We start from the raw sequence: 22,139 nt of genomic DNA, 5'->3' as shown, positions 1-22,139 counted from the left end.
ACACAACCACCGGCCAGCGCCTGGATAGCGCGCGGACTATTTCAAGCCCAGGCGCCGGGCCAGACGGATCAGGTTGGCGCGATCGACCCCCAGCTCGCGGGCGCTGTCGGCCCATTTGTGCTGGTGACGGGCCAGGGTCTGGCTGATCAGCTGCTTCTGGTAAGCATCCAGGGCCTCGCGCAGCGGCACGCCACCGGCAACTTCGGGCAGCGCCAGCGCCAGCGGCGTCGGTTCGGCATGGCTTTGCTGCTGTGGCAGGTCCAATGCCTGGCTGTCGATGCTGAGGATGCGCGGGCGCTCGGCGCAGGCCGACAAGGCCTTGAGCGCGGCCCGGCCGATCAGGTGCTCGAGTTCGCGCACGTTGCCCGGCCAGTCGTGGGCCAGCAGGGCTTTTTGCGCATCGCTGGTCAGGCGCAGGCTGCGCAGCCCCAGGCGCGGGCGATTGTCCTCGAGGAAGTAGCCGGCCAGCAGCAGCACGTCGCGGCCGCGCTCGCGCAGCGCCGGGACTTTCAGCGGGTACACACTCAGGCGGTGATAGAGGTCGGCGCGAAAACGCCCGGCGCGCACCTCTTCGGCGAGGTCGCGGTTGCTCGCCGCCAGCACCCGCACATTGACCCGGTGCTCGCGGTCCGAGCCGACCCGTTGCAACTGCCCGCTCTGCAGCACCCGCAGCAGCTTGGCCTGCACCACCACCGGCAGCTCGCCGACCTCATCGAGAAACAGGGTGCCGCCGTCGGCCAGCTCGAACTTGCCGCTGCGCTCGCTGACCGCACCGGAGAAGGCGCCCCGCACGTGGCCGAACAACTCGCTCTCGACCAGGGTCTCGGGCAAGGCCGCGCAGTTGAGGCTGATCAACGGGCGCATGGCGCGCGCCGACGCGGCATGGATAGCTTCGGCGACCAACTCCTTGCCGACTCCGGTTTCACCGCTGATCAGCACCGTCAGCTCGCTGTCGCCGACCAGCGCGATTTCCTCCTGCAGGCGCTTATGCAGCGGGCTCTGGCCGATCAGCTCGCGGGGCCGGTGCTGGTCGGCAGCCTGCTTGTAGACCTCGGCCAGCTGGTGCTCGTCCTCGACCCGGCGCAGCAACTGGGCGATGCGTTCATTGGCCATCACGGTGGCGGCGGCCAGGCTGGCGAATGCCGCCAGGGTGTCCAGGTCGACCCTGCCGAAGCTGGCCGGGTCCAGCGAATCGAGGGTCAGCAGGCCCCACAACTGATCCTGCAGATACAGCGGACACCCCAGGCAGTCATGCACTTCGAGGTGGCCGCGATGGCCTTCGACCAGCCCGTCGTAAGGATCCGGTAGGTCGCAGTCGGTGGCGAAGCGGGTCGGCCCGCGCTGCGCCAGCAACGCCTGCAGGCGCGGATGCTCGCCAAGCTTGAAACGCCGGCCCAGGGTATCGGCGCTCAAGCCGTCTACCGCCAGCGGCACCAGCACCTCGCCCTCGAGCCTGAGCAAGGCCACCGCATCGCACGGCAACAACTGGCGCAGCGCCAGCAACAGGCGCCGATAGCGCTCGGCCTCGGGCAACTCGCGGGACAGGTCGGCAACCAGGGGGATCAATGCCGTCAGCAGCGGATTTGCTGTCATAAAGACTACTCGATGTCATTAGGACTCGACTCTGCACGCAGTCATAAAGACAGCACTGCATGTAAGTCATTGAAATAATTAGACTATAAAAGTGGCACGAGTTGTGTAACAGCCTAGACACCATGAACTTAGCACGCCTGAGCGCGGCGACCGAATGCTTCTCGATGATTGCCCGGCGCACCTCATGCTGCACAGCCACCCAGGAACCACTCAATGCTCACTGCCCAACAACGCACCCTGATCAAGGCCACAGTGCCGCTGCTGGAAACCGGCGGCGAAGCCCTGACCCGCCACTTCTACCAATTGATGCTCGGCGAATACCCGCAGGTACGCCCACTGTTCAACCAGGCGCACCAGGCCAGCGGCGAACAGCAACGCGCGCTGGCCAACGGCGTGCTGATGTACGCCCGCAATATCGACCGCCTGGAGGCCCTCGGCCCGCTGGTCGGGCAGATCGTCAGCAAGCATGTGTCGTTGCAGATCCTCCCCGAGCACTACCCGATCGTCGGTAGCTGCCTGTTGCGGGCGATTCGCGAGGTGCTCGGTGAGCAGATCGCCACCGACGCGGTAATCGACGCCTGGGCCGCCGCTTATGGCCAACTGGCGCAGATCCTGATTGATGCCGAAGAGGCCACCTATGCCGCCAACGCCGAAGCCACTGGCGGCTGGCGCGGCGCGCGCGGCTTCCGAGTGGCGCAAAAGATCGTCGAAAGCGAGGAGATCGTCTCCCTGCACCTGGTGCCGGAAGACGGCGGCGCGCTGCTCGACTTCCAACCGGGCCAGTACATCGGCCTGCGCCTGCAGCTGGATGGCGAGGAGGTCCGCCGTAACTACTCGCTGTCGGCCTGCGGCAATGGTCGCGACTACCGCATCAGCGTCAAGCGCGAGCCCGGCGGCAAGGCCTCCAACTACCTGCACGATCAGGTGCAGGTCGGCGACCGCCTGGAATTGTTTCCGCCAGCCGGCGACTTCGTCCTGCGTGAGTCGACCAAGCCGCTGGTGCTGATCAGCGCAGGCGTCGGCATCACCCCGGCGCTGAGCATGCTCGAAGCGGCACGCGAGCATGGCCGGCCGATCCATTTCATCCACTGCGCCCGCCATGCCGGCGTGCATGCCTTCCGCAGCTGGGTCGACGCCCAGACCGAGGCCCACCCACAGGTGCAGCATTTTGTCTGCTACAGCGAACCGCGCAGCGAAGACCAGGGCCATGCCGAGGGCTTCCTGACCCGTGAGCAACTGGCCGAGTGGCTGCCGCAGGAACGCGACCTGGACGCCTACTTCCTCGGGCCAAAGCCATTCATGGCCCAGGTGAAAAAGCACCTGCGCGAACTCGGCGTACCGGAACAGCAGAGTCACTACGAGTTCTTCGGCCCAGCCAGTTCGCTGGAGGCCTGAGCGGTTGTGAGAGAACTAGCGCCGACTGCGAACGCCTGGAATTGCGCTCGCGATGGCGCTCGTGATGTTCACACCCGCTGAGTTCGACCCGTCCGGCGCGGTTGCGCCGGGCGGCTTCCGCAACAGGAGCACCGTGATGAATCTATTCGATTGCCCGCAACGCCTGCTGCGCCTGTCCAACCAGCTGCTGTCGATCGGTGGCGCCGCCCTGCTGCTGGGCGTGCTCGGCGCCTACGGTTGGGCCGAGCACCTCAGCCTGGGCACGCTGATAGGCGCACATAGCCTGACGATCCTCGGCCCGACGCTGCTGAAAGTCGGCTACGTGATGCGCCTGCTCGCCGAAAAACCAGCGCGAGCTGGCGCCGCCACGGCCTGCTACTGCGCGGCCTGAAACCGGACGAACGGCTGAATTGCCCACCCGGCGAGGATGCGCCGCGCGCACGCTAAGGGTCGCAGCAGCGTGGCCATGATCGGCAGAGAACGGCAGAGGCTGTGTAAAAACGCCGCCGCTGTTTTGAGGTCTGGCCTGCTACGTGAAATCTGCCAGCGTGTAGCTAATCAGCAGATGCGGAATTTGCGTAGAGGCGCGATTTGCGTACTGACGCTGCCCCACGAACCTGCTCAAAAACGTTTTTACACACTCTGGGCCAGAAGCGGTCGTTCAAGCATAGACCGGGGATGTCTACCAGAGCGGGGTAGTCCAAGCAGTCATTCAATGCGTCTACAAAAGTAGGGTCCATTCAGCTCGATGCGTTTTTTTGATTTCAAACCCTTGCGAAGGGTAATAGATTACTTATTGAACATTTCGTATAAAAGCGTAACATTGCCGACCATGATACTCGAACAGCTCAAAGCCCTGGGCAATGACACTCGCATGCAAATGATGGAGTGGCTCAAAGACCCACTCAGTAATTTCCCACCTCAGGATCATGGCGATCCTGCGATTGGGGTGTGCGTAACCCATTTGCAGCACAAGGCCGAGCTTTCACCTTCTACCGCGTCTGCACACTTAGCTATCTTGCAACGTGCAGGCTTCGTGCTAACCACCCGCATCGGAAAATGGACTTACTACCGGCGCAATGAGCAGGCGATTGATGACTTTGCGGCTAGATTGATCATCGAATTGTAATTTTTAAACTTTCATTTCGTTATTTCGCGTAATTAGAAAATATAAGGAACCCCCTATGAGCAGCAAAACTATCTTCGTCCAACCCGGTGGCGGCTATGAACAGGTTGTGGTTGGCAGCAGCGAAGTCCGAGCCGCAGCGCGTGGCGAAATCACCGTACGCCTTCACGCCAACTCGCTCAACTACCACGACTTCGCGGTGGTCAGCGGTATGTGGGGCCCTAGCGAAAAACGCATCCCCATGGCCGACGGTGCAGGTGAAGTCATTGTTGTCGGCCCAGATGTCACTGAATTCAAGGTGGGTGACTCGGTCGTCAGCACCTTCTTCCCGGAGTGGATCAACGGTGCGCCACTGGTTGAAGGCTTTGTTAGCGTGCCAGGTGATGGCATTGACGGCTACGCTCGTGAGCAAGTGACGGCCAAAGCCACATCGTTCACCCTCGCGCCTACTGGCTACAGCCATGCTGAAGCGTCGACGCTTACCACCGCCGGACTTACTGCATGGCGCGCCCTGATGGCCGATGACTCACTCAAGCCGGGCGACACCGTACTCGTCCAAGGCACTGGTGGCGTTTCAATTTTCGCCCTTCAGTTCGCTAAAATGGCCGGTGCTACCGTCATTGCTACCTCTTCAAGCGACGAAAAACTTGAACGTCTGAAAGCGCTAGGCGCTGATCATGTGATCAATTACCGCAAAGACCTTAACTGGGGCGAAACTGCACGCGCCCTAACGGGTGGGCGTGGCGTTGACCACATCATCGAAGTCGGCGGCCCTGCGACGCTTGAGCAATCGATGATTGCAATTCGGGTTGCTGGTCACATCTCCGTCATCGGGATATTGAGTGGCGTAAGCGGTGCAATGAATTTTGTACCGGCACTGATCAAGCAAGTGCGTCTGCAGGGTGTATTGGTGGGCAGCCGCAGCCAGCAGCAAGACATGATCCGAGCCATCAATGCTAATGGCATGCGCCCGATTATTGATCGTCATTTCCCTTTGAGCGAGATTGTCGAAGCGTTCAAGTATCAGGAAACCAACCAGCATTTCGGCAAAATTTGCCTGGATATCTAAGCGCGCATGAATGGGCATGATCCGTATGCCTATCTCAACGATGTGCTGATGCGCCTGCCGACGCAACAGGCGAGAGAGATTGGCCCATTGCTGCCTGTCGCAACCGGCAGCAATGGGTCGCTCTCTGCCGGTCATGACCACGAAGCGTGCTGGTCAGATCCGCTGCAAATGACTGGTCAGGTCGAATGCAAATGGGTGGGCAAGTCTGGGCAATTACCCATTAAGTCCGACAGGTTCCTAGAGCACTCCCGCCTGACGCAGTTGGTCTATCTGCTCCAGGCTCAAACCCAGCCATTGCTGCAACACCTGCTCGGTGTGTTCGCCGAGCAGCGGTGGCGCATTGCGGTATTGCACCGGGGTCGCCGACAGGCGAATCGGGCTGGCCACCTGCGGCACGCTGCCGGCCAGCGGATGGGGCAGCTCGACGCGCAGGCCACGGGCCTGTACCTGCGGGTCGGCGAAGACCTGCTGCAGATCATTGATCGGCCCGCAGGGCACGCCGGCCTGCTCCAGGGCCGCCAGCCATTGGCCGGTGGTCTTGAACACGGTGGCCTGGCGGATCAGCGGAATCAGTTCGGCGCGATGGGCGACACGGGCCTGATTGGTGGAAAAACGCGAGTCGGCGGCCAAAGCCGTAAGGCCGGCGACCTCGCAAAACTTGCGGAACTGGCCATCGTTGCCGACCGTGAGGATGATATCGCCGTCCGCCGTGGGAAAGTCCTGATAGGGCACGATGTTCGGGTGGGCATTGCCCAGCCGGCGCGGCGCCACGCCGGTGGTCAGGTAGTTCATCGCCTGGTTGGCCAGGCAGGCGACCTGCACGTCGAGCAGGGCCATGTCGATGTGTTGGCCATTGCCGGTCTGGTCGCGGCTGGCCAGGGCGGCAAGAATCGCCGCGGTCGAATACAGGCCGGTAAGGATGTCGGTCAGGGCCACGCCGACCTTGACCGGCCCAGCGCCCGCTTCGTCGTCGGCGCGCCCGGTCAGGCTCATCAAGCCGCCCAGGCCCTGGATCATGAAGTCGTAACCGGCGCGCTTGGCGTAGGGGCCGTCCTGGCCGAAGCCGGTGATCGAGCAGTAGATCAGTTGCGGATTCAGCTCCTTCAGCGCGGCATAATCGAGGCCGTAGGCGGCCAGGCCGCCGACCTTGAAGTTCTCGATCAGGATGTCGGCCTTGACCACCATCTCGCGCACCAGACGCTGGCCTTCGGCTTGGGTGAAGTCCACGGTGACCGACTGTTTGTTGCGATTGGCCGACAGGTAATAGGCGGCCTCGCTGGTGTTCTCGCCCGCGGCGTCCCGCAGGAACGGCGGACCCCAGTGGCGGGTGTCATCGCCGACGCCTGGGCGCTCGATCTTGATCACCTCGGCGCCGAGGTCGGCGAGGATTTGCCCGGCCCAGGGCCCGGCAAGCACGCGGGAGAGGTCGAGCACACGGATATGCGATAGGGCGCCGGGCATGGGAAGCCTCGTTGAAAATGAACAACCGGGAATAGGTTTAAGATCGTCGCGAGCGCAGGTCAGGCAAGGCGAAAACAGGTGAGGAAGCGGAGTTGACTGTAGTCAATGAGCATTACTCGTTTCACTCGCCATGCGGGTCGCGCTAAAGCGCGCTAGCCGCAAGGGCTTACCGAACCTGCTTTCAACGCAGCATCACCAAGCGCAGCCGATATTCCACCGAGTCTAGAAAAACGCCTGAATGCCGGTCTGCGCCCGGCCGAGGATCAGCGCATGCACGTCGTGGGTGCCCTCGTAGGTGTTGACCACTTCCAGGTTGACCAGGTGGCGGGCCACGCCGAACTCGTCGCTGATGCCGTTGCCGCCGAGCATGTCGCGAGCCAGGCGGGCGATGTCCAGCGACTTGCCGCAGCTGTTGCGCTTCATGATCGAGGTGATTTCCACCGCGGCGGTGCCTTCGTCCTTCATTCGGCCCAGGCGCAGGCAGCCTTGCAGGGCCAGGGTGATCTCGGTCTGCATGTCGGCCAGCTTCTTCTGGATCAGCTGATTGGCCGCCAGCGGGCGGCCGAACTGCTTGCGATCCAGACAGTACTGCCGCGCGGTGTGCCAGCAGTCTTCGGCGGCGCCCAGCGCGCCCCAACTGATGCCGTAACGGGCGGAGTTGAGGCAGGTGAACGGACCTTTCAGGCCACGCACATCGGGGAAGGCGTTCTCTTCCGGGCAGAACACGTTGTCCATGACGATTTCGCCGGTGATCGAGGCGCGCAGGCCGACCTTACCGTGAATCGTCGGGGTGCTCAGGCCCTGCCAGCCTTTTTCCAGGACGAAGCCGCGAATCTCACCGGCATCGTCTTTCGCCCAAACCACGAACACATCGGCGATCGGCGAGTTGGTGATCCACATCTTGGCGCCGCTCAGGCGGTAGCCGCCGTCGACCTTCTTGGCGCGGGTGATCATCGAGCCCGGATCGGAGCCATGGTCAGGCTCGGTGAGGCCGAAGCAGCCGATGGATTCGCCGCTGGCCAGCTTGGGCAGGTATTTCTGCTTGGTGGCTTCGTTGCCGAACTCGAAGATCGGCACCATCACCAGGGAGGACTGCACGCTCATCATCGAGCGGTAGCCGGAGTCGACGCGCTCCACTTCGCGGGCGATCAGGCCGTAGCACACATAGTTGAGGCCGCTGCCGCCGTAGGCTTCGGGAATGGTCGCGCCGAGCAGGCCGGTTTCGCCCATCTCGCGGAAGATCGCCGGGTCGGTCTGCTCGTGGCGGAAGGCTTCGATCACCCGTGGCGCCAGTTTGTCGGCGGCGAACTGTTGCGCGCTGTCGCGCACCATGCGCTCTTCTTCGGTCAGTTGCTGATCGAGCAGCAGCGGGTCGATCCAGTTGAAGCTTGCCTTGGCCATCGCGAAAACCTCGAGTTGAGACGGGGGATAATCATCGCGGCCTGGGCCGCGCCCACGGGGTGCATGGGATTGATCCTAGGCCGCATGAGCACTCGGGGCAAACGAGGATTTCGCATTCTGTTGTGCTTTTTACGCACTCCGAGGTAGCTTTGAACGCTATTTAATCCAGATCAGAGTGAGAGTGCCGCACAGATGCGCCGCAAAATCCCCAGCACCACGGCCCTGATCGCCTTCGAGTCGGCGGCCCGCCACCAGAGCTTTACCCGCGCGGCCGAAGAACTGGCCCTGACCCAGAGCGCGATCTGCCGGCAGATCGCCGGGCTGGAGGAGTTTCTCAACGTCGAACTGTTTCGCCGTTCGCGGCGCGGGGTCAAGCTGACTGAGGCCGGCTTGTCGTACGCCCGACGGGTGGCCGCGCAACTCGACGCGGTGGAGCGCGACACCCTGGCGGTAATGGGCCAGCAAGGCGCCATGAGCATCGAACTGGCGGTGGTGCCGACCTTCGGCACCCAGTGGCTGCTGCCGCGGCTGAAGGATTTCCAGCGCCTGCACCCGCAGGTCACGGTCAACCTGACCAACCGCACCCGGCCGTTCCTGTTCGCCGATACCCAGTTCGATGCCGCGGTGTACTTCGGCGACGCCGACTGGTCAGGCACTGCCTCGCACCTGTTGATGCGCGAAAACCCCATGCCGGTGTGCAGCCCGGCGCTCCTCGCCGGGCAAAGCAGCCTCAGCGCCGAGCAGATCGCCGGCCTGCCGCTGCTGCAGCAAACCACCCGGCCCTATGCCTGGCGCCAGTGGTTCAGCTCGCTGGGGCTGAATGTTGCCCGGGACATGAGCGGGGCGCGTTACGAGCTGTTCTCGATGCTCGCCCAGGCCGCCATGCATGAGATGGGCGTGGCCTTGATTCCGCCCTTTCTGATTCAACGGGAACTGAGCGAGGGCCGCCTGGTGCTGGCGCTGGAACATGCCTACAGCAGCGACAAGGCCTATTACCTGATGATTCCCGAGCGCAAAGTGGAATCCGCCGCGCTGCAAAGCTTTCGCGACTGGCTGGTTCAGCAAGCACGGGACTATGCCCAGGCGAGTGATCTGGAATAAACGACAGCAAGCGAAGTAATTCGCTCTTACTTCAAGCGCCCCGGCAGGGCGCTCCTTTTTCCCGTCAGCCGCGCAAAGCCCTTTTAGGATGAACAAATCAAAGCAAGCTGACCCCGTAGTCAGCATCTAAGACAACTACACGTCGCTGCCTGCTAGCGAACTAAGCTGTCCAATTTATTGCACAGCTAAGCGTGTGTAACCCCCTGAATGCCGGCGCTGGAGGCCCTATTCGTCAGGAGTGCGGCCATTTGATGGACGGCTATTCATAGCGCGCATGCCGACGGCGCGAAAAACACCCTCCAATGACCTTGGCAGCCACGCCCAGCAAGCCTTTGCCGGAAATAATGGTTCACAAGTCGCAGAGTGACTTGTAGTTGTCGCAAGGTTTTACTCCATAACACCTTGAAGGACTTATGCTGCGCCTGCAAAATGCCGCCCCCCGCCCACTACATAGCTTCTGCTAGGGTGATTTGTGCTGATCCTCCCTTCGCCGGTGCGCCATCCGCAGTGTGCCGGTTCACTAAAAAAGATCACGCAGGAGATTTGACGTGCACATCGGTGTTCCTCTCGAAACCCATGTCGGCGAAACGCGAGTAGCCGCCACGCCAGAAACCATCAAGAAACTGATCGGCCAAGGCCATCAGGTCACCGTGCAGAGCGGAGCCGGCGTCAGCGCCAGTATCCCCGACAGCGCCTATGAGGCAGCCGGCGCAAGCATCGGCAGCGACGCCGCCGCCTTCGGTGCCGAGTTGGTACTCAAGGTAGTGGCGCCCACGGATGCTGAACTGGTCCACATGCAGACCGGCGCGGTGCTGGTCGGCATGCTCAATCCGTTCAGCAACGAGACCATCGCGCGGATGAACGCTCGCGGTATCACCGCCTTCGCCCTCGAAGCCGCGCCGCGTACCTCGCGCGCGCAGAGCCTCGATGTGCTCTCGTCGCAGGCCAACATCGCCGGCTACAAGGCCGTGCTGCTGGCTGCGTACCACTACCCGCGCTTTATGCCGATGCTGATGACCGCCGCCGGTACGGTGAAGGCCGCGCGCGTGCTGATCCTTGGCGCCGGTGTCGCCGGCCTGCAGGCCATCGCCACGGCCAAACGTCTGGGCGCGGTGATCGAAGCCTCGGACGTACGCCCGGCGGTAAAGGAACAGATCGAATCGCTCGGCGCCAAGTTCGTCGATGTGCCGTTCGAGACCGATGAAGAGCGCGAATGCGCCCAGGGTGTCGGCGGCTACGCGCGGCCGATGCCGGCGTCGTGGATGGAGCGTCAGGCCAAGGCGGTGCACGAGAAGGCCAAGCTGGCTGACATCGTCATCACCACCGCGCTGATTCCGGGCCGCAAGGCACCGACCCTGCTGCATGCCGCCACAGTGGCGGAAATGAAGCCAGGCTCGGTGATCATCGACCTGGCCGCTGCGCAAGGCGGCAACTGCCCGCTGACCGTCGCCGAACAGGTGGTGGTGCAGCATGGCGTGACCATAGTCGGCCACAGCAATCTGGCGGCCATGGTGCCAGCCGATGCCTCGGCTCTGTATGCGCGCAACCTGCTGGATTTCCTCAAGCTGGTCATCGACAAGGATGCTCAGTTCCACCTCAACCTCGAAGACGACATCGTCGCCGCGTGCCTGATGTGCCGCGACGGCCAAGTCGTCCGAACCAACGGCTAAGGAGCAGGGACATGGATATGATTTCCGATGGCATGTACAACCTGATCATCTTCGTGCTGGCGATTTACGTCGGCTACCACGTGGTGTGGAACGTCACCCCCGCCCTGCACACCCCGCTGATGGCGGTGACCAACGCGATTTCCGCGATCGTCATCGTCGGCGCCATGCTGGCAGCGGCGCTGACCGTCACCCCGCTGGGCAAGACCATGGGCACCCTGGCCGTGGCCCTGGCCGCCGTCAATGTGTTCGGCGGTTTCCTGGTAACCCGGCGCATGCTGGAAATGTTCAAGAAGAAGGTACGCCCTGCCGCAAGCAGCAGCGCACCCGCGGAGAAGCACTGACCATGAGCATGAACCTGATCACTGTTCTCTACCTCGTCGCCTCGATCTGCTTTATCCAGGCGCTCAAGGGTCTGTCGCACCCGACGTCGTCGCGGCGCGGCAACCTGTTCGGCATGCTCGGCATGGGCCTGGCCATCCTCACCACCGTCGGCCTGGTGTACAAACTCGGCAGCGAACTGGCCACCCAGGGCCTCGGTTTCGTCATCTTCGGCCTGCTGGTGGGCGGCAGCGTTGGCACCCTGATGGCCAAGCGCGTGGAAATGACCAAGATGCCCGAACTGGTCGCCTTCATGCACAGCATGATCGGCCTGGCCGCGGTGTTCATCGCGATTGCCGCGGTGGTCGAACCGCAGTCGCTGGGCATCGTTGCCAGCCTCGGCGATCCGATCCCGGCCGGTAACCGCCTGGAGCTGTTTCTCGGTGCGGCCATTGGCGCCATCACCTTCTCCGGTTCGGTGATCGCCTTCGGCAAGCTGTCGGGCAAGTACAAGTTCCGCCTGTTCCAGGGCGCACCGGTACAGTTCGTCGGCCAGCACAAGCTCAACCTGGCGATCGGCCTGGCGATTCTCGGCCTCGGCCTGGTGTTCACCCTGACCGGCAACCTCGGCGCCTTCGCCCTGCTGCTGGCCCTGTCCTTCGTCATCGGCGTGCTGATCATCATCCCGATCGGTGGCGCCGACATGCCGGTGGTGGTGTCGATGCTCAACAGCTACTCGGGCTGGGCGGCGGCCGGTATCGGCTTCTCGCTGAACAACTCGATGCTGATCATCGCCGGTTCCTTGGTCGGTTCCAGCGGTGCGATTCTCTCGTACATCATGTGCAAGGCGATGAACCGCTCGTTCTTCAACGTCATCCTCGGCGGCTTCGGCGGCGCGACCAACGTCACCGGCCCGGCCACTGACAAGGAAGCCCGCCCGGTGAAATCCGGTTCGGCCGACGATGCCGCTTTCCTCCTGACCAATGCCGACACCGTGATCATCGTGCCCGGCTACGGCCTGGCGGTGGCCCGCGCCCAGCACGCGCTGATGGAGCTGGCGGAGAAGCTGAGTCACCGTGGCGTCACCGTCAAGTACGCGATCCACCCGGTGGCCGGGCGCATGCCTGGGCACATGAACGTGCTGCTGGCCGAGGCCGAAGTGCCTTACGAGCAGGTGTTCGAGATGGACGACATCAACTCCGAGTTTGGCCAGGCCGACGTGGTGCTGGTGCTCGGCGCCAACGACGTGGTCAACCCGGCGGCGAAGAACGATCCGCAGTCGCCGATCGCCGGCATGCCGATCCTCGAGGCCTACAAAGCCAAGACCGTGATCGTCAACAAACGCTCGATGGCCAGCGGCTATGCCGGCCTGGACAACGAACTGTTCTACCTGGACAAGACCATGATGGTCTTCGGCGACGCCAAGAAGGTCATCGAAGACATGGTCAAAGCCGTCGACTGACCGCTGCAGCGCATGACAAGACCCGGCCACTGCGTGCCGGGTTTTTTCTGCGCGCAGCAACGCCGCCTTCTCGCCCGGTGACTGCTCTGCAGGGCCTCATCACCGATACAGATCGGCCCCGACCAGCCACAACATGGGATAAAAAGCTGAACTAGAGATCAGCGGTGCCCGGCAATCAATTTACAACTGTACCCGTAGATAACCACTACCTTTCTATTAAGTAGCGAGATAAAGAACTGCCTAATGCACTAAAGCACGGCAATTCACTTATCACCGGTACAATTGTTGCAAAAAACAGCACAACAGTTACTAAGCACGCTATCTAATAGCTCAACAATTTAACCCAGCTGTGGCTATTGCACTGCTGGTAAGAAGCGGAATATGGGCACCAGGCAAAACACTCTCTAGTCCCGCCACAAGCGGAAGGATGTCACCATGGAACGTACACTCAGTTCCGACCTGCTTTTTGAAACTAACTCCTCCAACGCCACCAGCGGTTTGCCGCTGCGCATGGTTGCCGCACTGCTCATCTGGCAGCGCCGCGTCACCAGCCGTCGCCAACTGGCGCGCCTGGATGCCCGCCTGCTGGCCGACGCCGGCATCAGCGAGGCCCAGCGTTACGCTGAGTTGAGCAAGCCGTTCTGGCGTTAAGCCTGGCGGCGCAAGCCGCTCAGCACGCACTGACAAACCCGCCCACGCCCAGCGTTGGCGGGTTTTTTCGTTCTGCGCCCGGGCGAACAGCACAGCTTGCCGCGCCACAAGCAGAACAGTTTTATAAAAACAGCAATTGACCCCGTACACTTTTACCTGACTGTGACTGCCACGCTAGCCTGTGCCACGCGACCATGGATGCTCATATACCGCCACGCCCGCCCTGTACGGGAAGGATCATTACCATGGAGCGCATTCTCAGCGAGATTCCAGCAGCACTCGACCAGCCACGCATCGACCCGCTCCCCAGCCTGCGCGCGACCCTCAAACGCTGGCAGCTGAATACCCGCACCCGCCGCCAGCTGGCCAGGCTGGATCCACACCTGCTGGCCGATGCCGGCATCAGCCCCGGCGAACGCCTGGCAGAACTGGATAAACCGTTCTGGCGTTAAGCCAGCATGGTGCGTCGACTGGTCCCTGAGCTAGGCTTCAATAAGATGGCGTGGCCGGTTGCCACGCCTGTGCAAACCGGCTCAGGAGTTTCACGATGATCACCTTGCGTGCACTTGGTTTTTCCGCTTTGTGGGTGCTGGCCACCAGCGCCTCGGCGTCCAGTTTCGTCGCCACCACCGATACCCTGGCCGGCGCCCTCATGGGCACCTCGGACGCGACGTCCGATGCCACCTCTTCGTTGCGTGACGACAAGCTCGTGTTGGCCGCCCGTAGCGACGCCGCCAGCTTCATCGCCAGCCAGGGTGCTATCCGTGGCGTGCGGCTGGAGGCGGCGCTGCAGCACATCCGTCAGCAAGCCCCTGAACTGGCCGCCGACGATGAGCAACTGGCGCAGGCGATTCTTAGCCGCTGAAGCAGCGGGCACACCGCTAATTAGCCGCACTGGCTCAGGCCTGATGCAGTAGGCGGCCATGTGCAGGAACTGTCCGCGCGGATAGCCATCCAACCCTCATCATCTGGTTTCCCGGAGATTGCCATGCCTCGTTCCTTGCTTGTCGCTGTCGCCCTGCTTGCCTTGTTCGTCGGCACTGCCCAGGCGCAAACCCTGGTTGCCACCAGCAATATCATCGTGCAGGCGCTTGACCGTACGTTCGACTTCACCTCGGACACCACCACCTCGGTGCGTGACTCGAAAATCGTCCTTGCCGCACGAGACGATGCTGCCAGTTTCGTCGCCAGCCAGGGCGCCATCCGCGGCGCGCAGCTGGAAGCGGCACTCGGCACCATTCGCAGCCGCGTGCCGGAAGCGCAGCACGCCTCCGATCAGGTACTGGCCGAAGCCATTCTCGCCAGGTGAATCTGACCCGCGCCTGGCTGCTGGCCCTTAGTCTACTGACCAGTGTCGGCAGCCATGCCGAGCTGCGCCTGGCGCTGGATAGCGATGCGCTCAACCGTAGTGAACGGCAGGCCAGCCAGGCGCTGTTGAATGAAGCGCTCGCGGCCCTGCCAGCAGGCTTCAAGCAACACCTGGACCGGCGCGTCAAGGTACGCTGGCGGCCGATGCAGGCCGAGGTGTACGGTCGCGCGGGACGCTTCAGCGGCATCGAACTGAACAGCCAGCTGCTGCCGTCACTGCGCGATGGCAGCGCCGCCACTACGCCAACCCAGCGCCCGCATGGCAACGTGCGCCGCGAGCTGCTGGCCACCGTGCTGCACGAACTGACCCACCTGTATGACCGTGCACAGCTCTGGCCGCAGGACGAAAAACGCCTGCTGCAACGCTGCCGACAGCGTCGCGCCAGCCTCGGCCCAATAGGTTTGCCCGACGCCTGCCGTGGCCAGACCGCAAGACGCTTCACCCTCAGCGACGACCCGCGCCTGCTTGACCTGGCTGGCTGGCCGCAACAGGTCGGCCGGCGCGGCGCGCGCGAGCAGGCCAACGGCCAGGTGGCGCGCAGCCCTGACGCCTACGAGCTGCACAACCCGCGCGAATTCGTCGCGGTGAACCTCGAGTACTTCCTCCTCGACCCCAGCTACGCCTGTCGCCGGCCCTCGCTGGCACGCCATTTCAGCGAGCATTTCGCCGGCTGGACAGCGGCCAACCAGCAGCCCTGCACCGGCGGCTACGCCTACCTCAACGCCGGCCGCGATTTCGCCCGCCAACCGCTGGGTACCCTCGACCCGGCACGGGTCTATCAGGTCGACTACCTGCTCGCCGAGGCCAACCAGGAATGGGCCAGCCGCTGGGGCCACAGCATGCTGCGCCTGGTGATCTGCGCCCCCGGCCGGCCACGCGGGCCGGATTGCCGCCTGGATCTGGACGAACACCTGGTGCTGTCCTACCGCGCCTTCGTCGGCGATCTGCAGCTGTCCAGCTGGGACGGCCTGACCGGCGCCTACCCGTCGCGCCTGTTCGTCCTGCCGCTGGCCCAGGTGATCGAGGAATACACCAAGGTCGAACTGCGCAGCCTGGCCTCGGTACCGCTGAAGCTCGACCGCGTGCAGCTGGAGCAACTGGTCACCCGCGCCGCCGAACAGCACTGGAGCTACGACGGCGACTACTACTTCATCTCCAATAACTGCGCGGTGGAAACCCTCAAGCTGCTGCGTAGCGGCAGCCAGCACCCGCGCCTGCAGGCGCTCGACAGCATCCTGCCCAACGGCTTGCTCGAGACTCTGGTAGCGCGTGACCTGGCCGATCGCAGCGTGCTCGACGACCCGCGCGAGGCGCTGCGCCTGGGCTATCGCTTCGACTCCTTCCGCGACCGCTACCAGGCCATGTTCGCGGTGCTGCAACAGCGCCTGCCGATCGCCCAGGCCAACGTCGAGGACTGGCTGGAGCAGAGCGCCGAGGTGCGCCGGCCCTGGTTCGCCAAGGCCGACCTGCGGGCCAGCGCCGCGCTGTTGCTGCTCGAGCAAGCCGCGCTACGCCGCCAATTGCTGTTGGCCCAGGACGAACTCAAGCGCCGCTACCTCACCGGTCGTGCGGCCAAGGATCCGAGCCTGAACAAAGCCGGCGGCGCCTTGGAACAGATCCTCGCCAACAGCGGCTTTCTCAGCCGCCCGGCGGAGCTGCTCGAGGGCGGATACGGCCTGCCGCAACGCGCCGAGTGGCAACGCCTGGAAGCCGAGAGCCGCAACCGCCAGCAGCAACTGCGCCAGCTCAGCGACGACCTCGACCAGGAAGTGCGCAACTTGCTGGAACCGGCGCGCATGGCGGAACTGGAAGCCAACGAAGCCAACCTGGTGCAGCTCGGCGAACACCTGCGCAGGCTGCACAAGGCCAGCGGCGGCTTAATGCTGCCGTAGGCCGTGCCGGACATCGGCGCTCAAGGCTTCGCCATGGCCGCCCTAAGGGATGTGTTCCTGCTGCTCTTGCGGCAACTGCTCGTCCAGCTGCAGCCAGGGCAAACGGTTCTGTACCCAGATATGCCGGTCCGCCGGTGTCAGTTCGGGCTGATCCAGGGTGGCGACGGTGATATCCAGGGTCTCAGGACTGAGCGTGGTGAACAGGGTCAGGTGGGCGCCGCAGCGCGGACAGAAGCTGCGCGTGCAACTGGCTGACGAGACGAACTCGGTCGGCGTACCGGCCAGCCACGCAAAGCTTGCCAGTGGCACCGTGATCCAGGTGGTGAGGATGCCGCCGGTACTGCGGCGGCAGATCGAGCAGTGGCAATGGGCGATGTCGCGCAATGCTGCGCGAAATTGATAGCGCAAGGCGCCGCACTGACAACCACCGCTGTGAACGTCGCTCATAAGCCCCTCCTCGATCGGCACTAGCCTCAGCCTAATACCGTTAACGGCCTTGCGCCGCTGTGCCGCGCTCTCCAAGATAGCCGCTGGTCCGAAGGCGGAGATTGCCGTGCTGGAGTTGTTGCAGGCCTTGTGGCCATTGTTCGCCTTGATCGTCGCCGGCTTTTACCTGCGCCGCTGGGACTTCCCCAACGAAGCCTTCTGGCCCGGTGCCGAGCGGCTGAACTACTTCATCCTGTTTCCCGCCCTGCTGTTCAGCAGTCTGGCCAGAGCACCGCTGGACAACCCGGCGCTGCCACGCCTGGCCCTGGCAGTGATGCTCGGCCTGGGTATCGCCTGGCTGGCGCTGCTTCTGTTGCGGCGCCTGCGCGGCTGGCCTGCCGGCCGTTTCGGTGCCTTCAGCCAGGGCGCGCTGCGCTTCAACACCTACCTGGGCCTGGCCGCTGTGGGCAGCCTGTACGGCCAGGACGGCTTGAGCCTGGCCGCCCTGATGCTGGCCCTGATGGTGCCAACGGTCAACGTGCTGTCGGTCTGGTCACTGACCGCCGAGCGCGGCGTCAGTGCGCGCAGCCTGCTCCTGCCGATTCTCAAGAACCCGCTGATTCTCGCCTGCCTCGGCGGCGTCCTGATCAACCTCAGCGGGCTCGGCCTGCCCGGCGGCAGCGAGCGCCTGCTCGGCCTGCTCGCCGCCGCCAGCCTGCCGCTTGGCCTGCTCTGCGTCGGCGCCGCGCTCAAGCCCGAGCAACTCGGCGGCGAGATTCCCGCCCTGGCCTGGAACAGCGGCCTGCGCCTGCTGGCCATGCCCCTGCTGGCCTGGGCCGTGGCCTATGGCCTGCAATTGCCCGCGCTGGAAAGCAGCGTACTGGTGCTGTTCTTCGCCCTGCCGACGGCACCGACCGCCTATGTACTGACCCGCCAACTGGGCGGCGACAGCCACCTGATGGCCGGCATCATTACCCTGCAGACGCTGTTGGCGGCCGCCAGCCTGCCCTTGCTGCTGATACTGGTGGTGGGCTGAAGACCTGACTCGTCAGGCGTTGAAAATATTGGACTGCCACAGATACTGAAAACAAAATATATTCGTTTAAAAACAGCTATATAAGCCAATATTTCTCAATAATCAGCATACCGACTGCTTGGTTATCTCCACAAATATCGTGCTATTCGTTTGACATATTTTACGGCTTTGGCAGACTGAGCCGGTGTTTCGACTACCCGAGAGCGCCGAAAACAGGTTCAACCGCCACCCTCCCGGCAAGCCTCTTGCAGCCTGTTGCATCTACCCAGGCGCCCGTCGACACCGGCAACAAAAACAGGAAGCAGTGCCGCCGCGACGGCCCTTCCTGCACAGCAACGGCAGACTTTCTCTGCCCCAAGGTGATCTATGTCCAACAACAGCGGCACTATTTCCAACGCCAAACGCAAGCCCGTGGTCCTTATGTCCATGGGCGCCCAGGAACGTAAAGGTCATGCCTATCAGGTGATGACTCACAAATACATCGCCCCCCTCGTCGAGTTTTCCGGCTGCGTACCGCTGCTGGCACCGACCTGCTTCGGCACCGACGACCTCGCGCAATACCTCGACATGGTCGACGGCGTGTACCTCACCGGCGCCGGCAGCAACATCGACCCGGCCCTCTACAACCAGGAAAACCTCACGCCGGACAAGGCCCAGGATCGTGATCGCGACCTGTTCGACCTGCCGCTGATCCGCGCCGCAGTGGCGCGTGGCCTGCCGATCTTCGGCATCTGCCGCGGCATGCAGGAAATCAACGTGGCCCTGGGTGGCGACATCCACCAGAAACTCTATGCCGTCGGCGGCTTCGACGACCACCGCGAGGACTCCAGCGACCCGGTGGAGGTGCAGTATGGCGAAAGCCACAACGTGCGCCTGGTCCCCGGCAGCTGGCTGGCCGACTTGCTGGCCAAGGATGAGATCAGCATCAACTCGCTGCACGGCCAGGGTATCGCCACCCTGGGCGAAGGCCTTGAAGCACTGGCCTACGCCGAAGACGGTCTGATTGAAGCCATCCACGCGCCCGGGCTGGCGCAATTCACCCTCGCGGTGCAGTGGCACCCGGAATGGCAAGCCAGCGCAAACCCCGACTCGGTGAAAATCTTCCAGGCCTTCGGCGCGGCCTGCCGCCAGCGCGTGGCGCAGACGGCGGCGGCTAACCTGCGCTAGTACACAGTGCTTTGCGGCCGAGGTTCTGCACGCAGGCGCTCGGTCGCAGGTGCGGAAGCGGGCGGGCTATTCGAGGGTGAACCACGGCACCTCGACGCGGCGGTTCTGCTCGCGGTACTGACCTCGCGCTCAACGCGCGGCTTGCTGGTCGCGTTGCTGCAGATAGCCGTCGAGTATCAGGCGGTACTGGTTGCCCGCCTGCAACTGCGCCAGGCCCTGATTGAAGGTCAACAACAGCTGCTCGGCGTGCGGATGACGACGCGACACGATCAGGTTCAGGCTCCTCTCGGGAAAAGCACTCTGCGAGCGACGAAAATGACTGGAAGGCTCTCCCGTGGCCTCCAGCGCGGCCTCGCCAATTGGCCCATTGGCGATGAAGAAATCATCGCGCTGGAGCAACAGCAAGCGGGCGCATTCGATCATCCCCGGGGGCGCATGCCGCGTCAGCAGGCCTTGCTCGACCATGCTCTGGATCGCCGTAGGCAACTGCCAGCCGAGCGGATAACACAGCCGCTTTCCGGCCAGAGCCGGCAGGTCGTCGACCTCATAGACCTCGCCAGCCCGGCTGAACAGATGCTGCCTGACCACCAGCAGCGGATCGGAGAACAGGTAGTCCTGCTCCATCTCCTGCGAGCGCACGTAGGGGAAGGTCGCGTCGTACTGCGCTAACAGGGTCATGTGCAGGCCGCGGTTCCAGGGTTGCCAGTCCAGCTCGCTGCTGACCCGGCTCTGACTGAGGGCCGCCTGTACCACCTGGGTGAGGAGGCCGCCACCGGGCAATGCCTTGCCGGTAAAGGGCGCATAACCATCTCCGGTAACCAGCTGCATGGACTCAGCAGAGGCCTGGGGAACGAACCACAGACTCGACAGCAACATCAGCAACCGACCAACTCTCATGAATACTCATTCCTTTCGTTAACTGGCGTAGGGTGGCACCTGAGTAGATCCGCGCGACAGAGTGGCGCGAAGCGGCTACCCAGCGAAAGCGCATCAGGCCACCCTAACAGCCAGGTGTTCAGTCGAACAACGCCAATTGGCCAGCATCCTTACCCGCCGCCGGCACCGGCAAAGCCACCCCCGCCAGCCGCTCGGCCAATCCCGCCGCGCGCTCGGCGCGGGTGGCCACCGCCTCGGCCAGACGCGCCGGCAGGCCCCAGATTTCCACCTTGTGCTTGGCCCGGGTGATGCCGGTGTAGAACAGGCTGCGGCTGAGCAGCGGGCTCGGTTGCTCGGGCAGCGCCAGCAGCACTTCGCTGAATTCCGAGCCCTGGCTCTTGTGCACGGTCATGGCGAAGGCACTGTCGTGGCTGGGCAGGCGTGCCGGGGCGAAGGGGCGGTAACCGTCCTCACTTTCGAAGAACACCCGTAGGCCGTGTTCGCTGTGCAGGCAGATGCCGATATCGCCGTTGAACAGGCCGAGGGCGTAGTCGTTCTGTCGCACCATCACCGGCCGACCGACGTACCAGCGTTCGCGGCTGGCGACCTGGCTGCGCCTCTTCACCCGTGCTTCCAGCGCTTCATTGATCCCGGCCACGCCCCAAGCGCCTTCGCGCTGGGCGCAGAGGGCACGGAAGTCGTTGAAGGCGGCGAAGGCCGCCTGTGGATCGGCGCTTTTCGCCGCGGCGAGAAAGGGTGCGTAGCCCTGGTCCAGCCGTTCGAGCAGATCGGCGGGGGTCGGCTGGGCATTCCAGGCCAGGTCGCTGCGCTGTTCTTTGAGCAAACCCAGGGTGCCGCTGACGTCGCCGCCATTGATCCGCCGCGCCAGCTCGCCGATGCCGCTGTCGCCGGCAAACCGGTGGCTGTGCGTCAGCAGCACCACGGCATCGCCCAGGCGTGAGGTCGGCTGGGCGACCGCTACCTGTTGACCGGTGATGCGTTGCAGGTCAGCCGCCGCCTGGGCGTCGAAGCCACGGCCCTCGCACAGCTCGGCGAATACCGCGCCGGCTTCCACCGCACAGAGCTGATCCTTGTCGCCGAGCAGGATCAGCCGCGCGCTGGGCGGGAGGGCATCGATCAGCTTGGCCATCAGCGCCAGGTCGACCATCGAGGCTTCGTCGACCACCAGCACGTCCAGCGCCAGCGGGTTGGCCGCGTGGTGCCGCACCTGCGGGCTGTCGCCACGGGCGCCGAGCAGACGGTGCAGGGTGCGTGCCTGTTCCGGCAGCGCCGCCTTGACCGCCGCGCTGACCGGCAGCGCTGACTTGGCATTGCGGATCGCCTCGGCCATGCGCGCCGCCGCCTTGCCGGTGGGTGCAGCCAGGCCGATGGCCATTCGCTCGCCGCCGGGTTGTTCGAGTAGCGCCGCGAGCAGACGCACCACAGTGGTGGTCTTGCCGGTGCCGGGCCCGCCGGAGATCACCGCCAGCTTGCGCCGTACCGCCTGGGCAGCGGCCAGGCGCTGCCAGTCGGGTTGCTGCCCCGCTTGGGATGAAGAGTTGAAGGCGAACAGGCGAGCCAGGCTTGCACTCAGTTGGCCCTCGTCGACTACCGGCAGATCGGCCGCACGGCCAAGCAACTGCTCGGCGAGCTGGCGCTCGTAGGCCTGATAGCGCGCCAGATAGAGCCGCCCGTGGTCGAGGATCAGCGGGGTGAAGTCGCCGTCGCCACCGACCAGCGACGAGGCCTGCAGGTGCGCCTGCCACTCGGCCAGGGCCGGCAGACAGAACGCGTGGTCCGCCCAGGGCCGCTGCCCGGCCCGGCGCGCCAGCGGCAGGCAGACATCGCCGTTATCCAGCGCCGCACAGAGCAGCGCCGCCGAAATCAGCACCAGCGGTTCGGCCGCCGGGTCGAGGCGCCGCAGGCTGTCGACCAGGGCACGCTCCAGGGGACCGAGGGGCAGGTCAGTCAGCATGGAGGTACTCCGGCAGGAGATTCCCCGTCATCCAGACGCCGCGTTGTCGCGCAGCAAACTGGGGGGCAATTGCGTCTATCAGCTTGTGGGTACCTGTAGGAGCGGCCCATGGCAGCGATGCGTTTCGCGGGCATGGCCCGCTCCTACAGAA

The 22,139-nt window shown here is 63.8% G+C and carries 21 protein-coding genes and 1 pseudogene; 16 read left to right on the top strand and 6 right to left on the bottom strand.

What is annotated here, in order from left to right:
• Nucleotides 1-36 precede the first annotated feature (36 nt).
• Complete coding sequence (gene norR / locus B2D37_RS19340; RefSeq protein ID WP_079204229.1) at nucleotides 37-1,593, bottom strand: nitric oxide reductase transcriptional regulator NorR; 1,557 nt, start codon at nucleotides 1,591-1,593, stop codon at nucleotides 37-39.
• Nucleotides 1,594-1,806: 213 nt separating this feature from the next.
• On the opposite strand from norR, the gene hmpA reads away from it, so the two are divergent.
• The 5 genes and pseudogenes from hmpA to B2D37_RS23225 all read left to right on the top strand — a co-directional run.
• A complete protein-coding gene (gene hmpA, locus B2D37_RS19335) occupies nucleotides 1,807-2,988 on the top strand; it encodes an NO-inducible flavohemoprotein (protein ID WP_079204228.1) in 1,182 nt (393 codons plus the stop codon).
• A 64-nt stretch (nucleotides 2,989-3,052) separates the two neighbouring features.
• Nucleotides 3,053-3,379, top strand: a complete 327-nt coding sequence (locus tag B2D37_RS19330) for a transmembrane sensor/regulator PpyR (protein ID WP_371915413.1) — start codon at nucleotides 3,053-3,055, stop codon at nucleotides 3,377-3,379.
• A 441-nt stretch (nucleotides 3,380-3,820) separates the two neighbouring features.
• Nucleotides 3,821-4,117 (top strand): helix-turn-helix transcriptional regulator, encoded by a 297-nt coding sequence (locus B2D37_RS19325; RefSeq protein WP_079204227.1) that lies wholly within the window; start codon nucleotides 3,821-3,823, stop codon nucleotides 4,115-4,117.
• Between the two features lie 55 nt (nucleotides 4,118-4,172).
• Nucleotides 4,173-5,183, top strand: a complete 1,011-nt coding sequence (locus tag B2D37_RS19320; RefSeq protein WP_079204226.1) for an NAD(P)-dependent alcohol dehydrogenase — start codon at nucleotides 4,173-4,175, stop codon at nucleotides 5,181-5,183.
• Nucleotides 5,184-5,279, top strand: a pseudogene (locus tag B2D37_RS23225) (transposase domain-containing protein); the annotation flags it as partial.
• A 141-nt stretch (nucleotides 5,280-5,420) separates the two neighbouring features.
• On the opposite strand, the gene B2D37_RS19315 reads toward B2D37_RS23225, so the two are convergent.
• Together B2D37_RS19315 and B2D37_RS19310 are read right to left on the bottom strand one after the other, a co-directional pair.
• A complete protein-coding gene (locus tag B2D37_RS19315; protein ID WP_079204225.1) occupies nucleotides 5,421-6,644 on the bottom strand; it encodes a CaiB/BaiF CoA-transferase family protein in 1,224 nt (407 codons plus the stop codon).
• Between the two features lie 222 nt (nucleotides 6,645-6,866).
• Nucleotides 6,867-8,045 (bottom strand): acyl-CoA dehydrogenase, encoded by a 1,179-nt coding sequence (locus B2D37_RS19310; RefSeq protein ID WP_079204223.1) that lies wholly within the window; start codon nucleotides 8,043-8,045, stop codon nucleotides 6,867-6,869.
• 192 nt (nucleotides 8,046-8,237) lie between these two features.
• Here B2D37_RS19310 and B2D37_RS19305 point away from each other — a divergent pair, with 192 nt between their 5' ends.
• From B2D37_RS19305 to B2D37_RS19265, 9 genes are all read left to right on the top strand, one after another.
• Complete coding sequence (locus B2D37_RS19305) at nucleotides 8,238-9,146, top strand: LysR family transcriptional regulator (protein ID WP_079204222.1); 909 nt, start codon at nucleotides 8,238-8,240, stop codon at nucleotides 9,144-9,146.
• 548 nt (nucleotides 9,147-9,694) lie between these two features.
• Nucleotides 9,695-10,816: a Re/Si-specific NAD(P)(+) transhydrogenase subunit alpha gene (locus B2D37_RS19300; protein ID WP_079204221.1), complete on the top strand. Its 1,122-nt coding sequence runs from the start codon at nucleotides 9,695-9,697 to the stop codon at nucleotides 10,814-10,816.
• A gap of 11 nt (nucleotides 10,817-10,827) precedes the next feature.
• On the top strand, nucleotides 10,828-11,157 hold the full coding sequence (locus tag B2D37_RS19295) for an NAD(P) transhydrogenase subunit alpha (RefSeq protein WP_079204220.1): 330 nt from the start codon (nucleotides 10,828-10,830) through the stop codon (nucleotides 11,155-11,157).
• A gap of 2 nt (nucleotides 11,158-11,159) precedes the next feature.
• A complete protein-coding gene (locus B2D37_RS19290; protein WP_079204219.1) occupies nucleotides 11,160-12,596 on the top strand; it encodes an NAD(P)(+) transhydrogenase (Re/Si-specific) subunit beta in 1,437 nt (478 codons plus the stop codon).
• A 435-nt stretch (nucleotides 12,597-13,031) separates the two neighbouring features.
• On the top strand, nucleotides 13,032-13,247 hold the full coding sequence (locus tag B2D37_RS19285; RefSeq protein ID WP_079204218.1) for a DUF1127 domain-containing protein: 216 nt from the start codon (nucleotides 13,032-13,034) through the stop codon (nucleotides 13,245-13,247).
• Nucleotides 13,248-13,492: 245 nt separating this feature from the next.
• Nucleotides 13,493-13,699, top strand: coding sequence for a DUF1127 domain-containing protein (locus B2D37_RS19280; RefSeq protein ID WP_079204216.1), 207 nt, complete (start codon nucleotides 13,493-13,495; stop codon nucleotides 13,697-13,699).
• A gap of 95 nt (nucleotides 13,700-13,794) precedes the next feature.
• A complete protein-coding gene (locus tag B2D37_RS19275) occupies nucleotides 13,795-14,112 on the top strand; it encodes a DUF2388 domain-containing protein (RefSeq protein WP_079204215.1) in 318 nt (105 codons plus the stop codon).
• Between the two features lie 123 nt (nucleotides 14,113-14,235).
• Nucleotides 14,236-14,556 carry a DUF2388 domain-containing protein gene (locus tag B2D37_RS19270; RefSeq protein WP_079204213.1) on the top strand — a complete coding sequence of 107 codons (321 nt, stop codon included), beginning with the start codon at nucleotides 14,236-14,238 and terminating at the stop codon, nucleotides 14,554-14,556.
• A 2-nt stretch (nucleotides 14,557-14,558) separates the two neighbouring features.
• Complete coding sequence (locus tag B2D37_RS19265; protein WP_371915460.1) at nucleotides 14,559-16,508, top strand: DUF4105 domain-containing protein; 1,950 nt, start codon at nucleotides 14,559-14,561, stop codon at nucleotides 16,506-16,508.
• A 42-nt stretch (nucleotides 16,509-16,550) separates the two neighbouring features.
• Here the strand turns inward: B2D37_RS19265 and B2D37_RS19260 are convergent, their stop codons facing one another.
• Complete coding sequence (locus B2D37_RS19260; protein WP_079204211.1) at nucleotides 16,551-16,955, bottom strand: GFA family protein; 405 nt, start codon at nucleotides 16,953-16,955, stop codon at nucleotides 16,551-16,553.
• Between the two features lie 76 nt (nucleotides 16,956-17,031).
• Here B2D37_RS19260 and B2D37_RS19255 point away from each other — a divergent pair, with 76 nt between their 5' ends.
• Together B2D37_RS19255 and B2D37_RS19250 are read left to right on the top strand one after the other, a co-directional pair.
• Nucleotides 17,032-17,970 (top strand): AEC family transporter, encoded by a 939-nt coding sequence (locus tag B2D37_RS19255; RefSeq protein WP_256573214.1) that lies wholly within the window; start codon nucleotides 17,032-17,034, stop codon nucleotides 17,968-17,970.
• A gap of 366 nt (nucleotides 17,971-18,336) precedes the next feature.
• Nucleotides 18,337-19,137, top strand: coding sequence for a gamma-glutamyl-gamma-aminobutyrate hydrolase family protein (locus tag B2D37_RS19250; RefSeq protein ID WP_079204209.1), 801 nt, complete (start codon nucleotides 18,337-18,339; stop codon nucleotides 19,135-19,137).
• A 129-nt stretch (nucleotides 19,138-19,266) separates the two neighbouring features.
• Here the strand turns inward: B2D37_RS19250 and B2D37_RS19245 are convergent, their stop codons facing one another.
• Both B2D37_RS19245 and recD read right to left on the bottom strand, forming a co-directional pair.
• Entirely contained in the window at nucleotides 19,267-20,034 is a 768-nt protein-coding gene (locus B2D37_RS19245) for an ABC transporter substrate-binding protein (protein ID WP_256573100.1), read from the bottom strand.
• A 118-nt stretch (nucleotides 20,035-20,152) separates the two neighbouring features.
• Nucleotides 20,153-21,988: an exodeoxyribonuclease V subunit alpha gene (gene recD, locus B2D37_RS19240; protein WP_079204206.1), complete on the bottom strand. Its 1,836-nt coding sequence runs from the start codon at nucleotides 21,986-21,988 to the stop codon at nucleotides 20,153-20,155.
• Nucleotides 21,989-22,139: the final 151 nt, after the last annotated feature.

Source organism: Pseudomonas sp. CC6-YY-74 (assembly GCF_002025205.1).
GTDB classification, from domain to species: Bacteria; Pseudomonadota; Gammaproteobacteria; order Pseudomonadales; family Pseudomonadaceae; genus Aquipseudomonas; species Aquipseudomonas paeninsulae.
The sequence above is the reverse complement of the archived record's forward strand: the minus strand, read 5'-3'. Positions and strand labels throughout refer to the sequence as shown.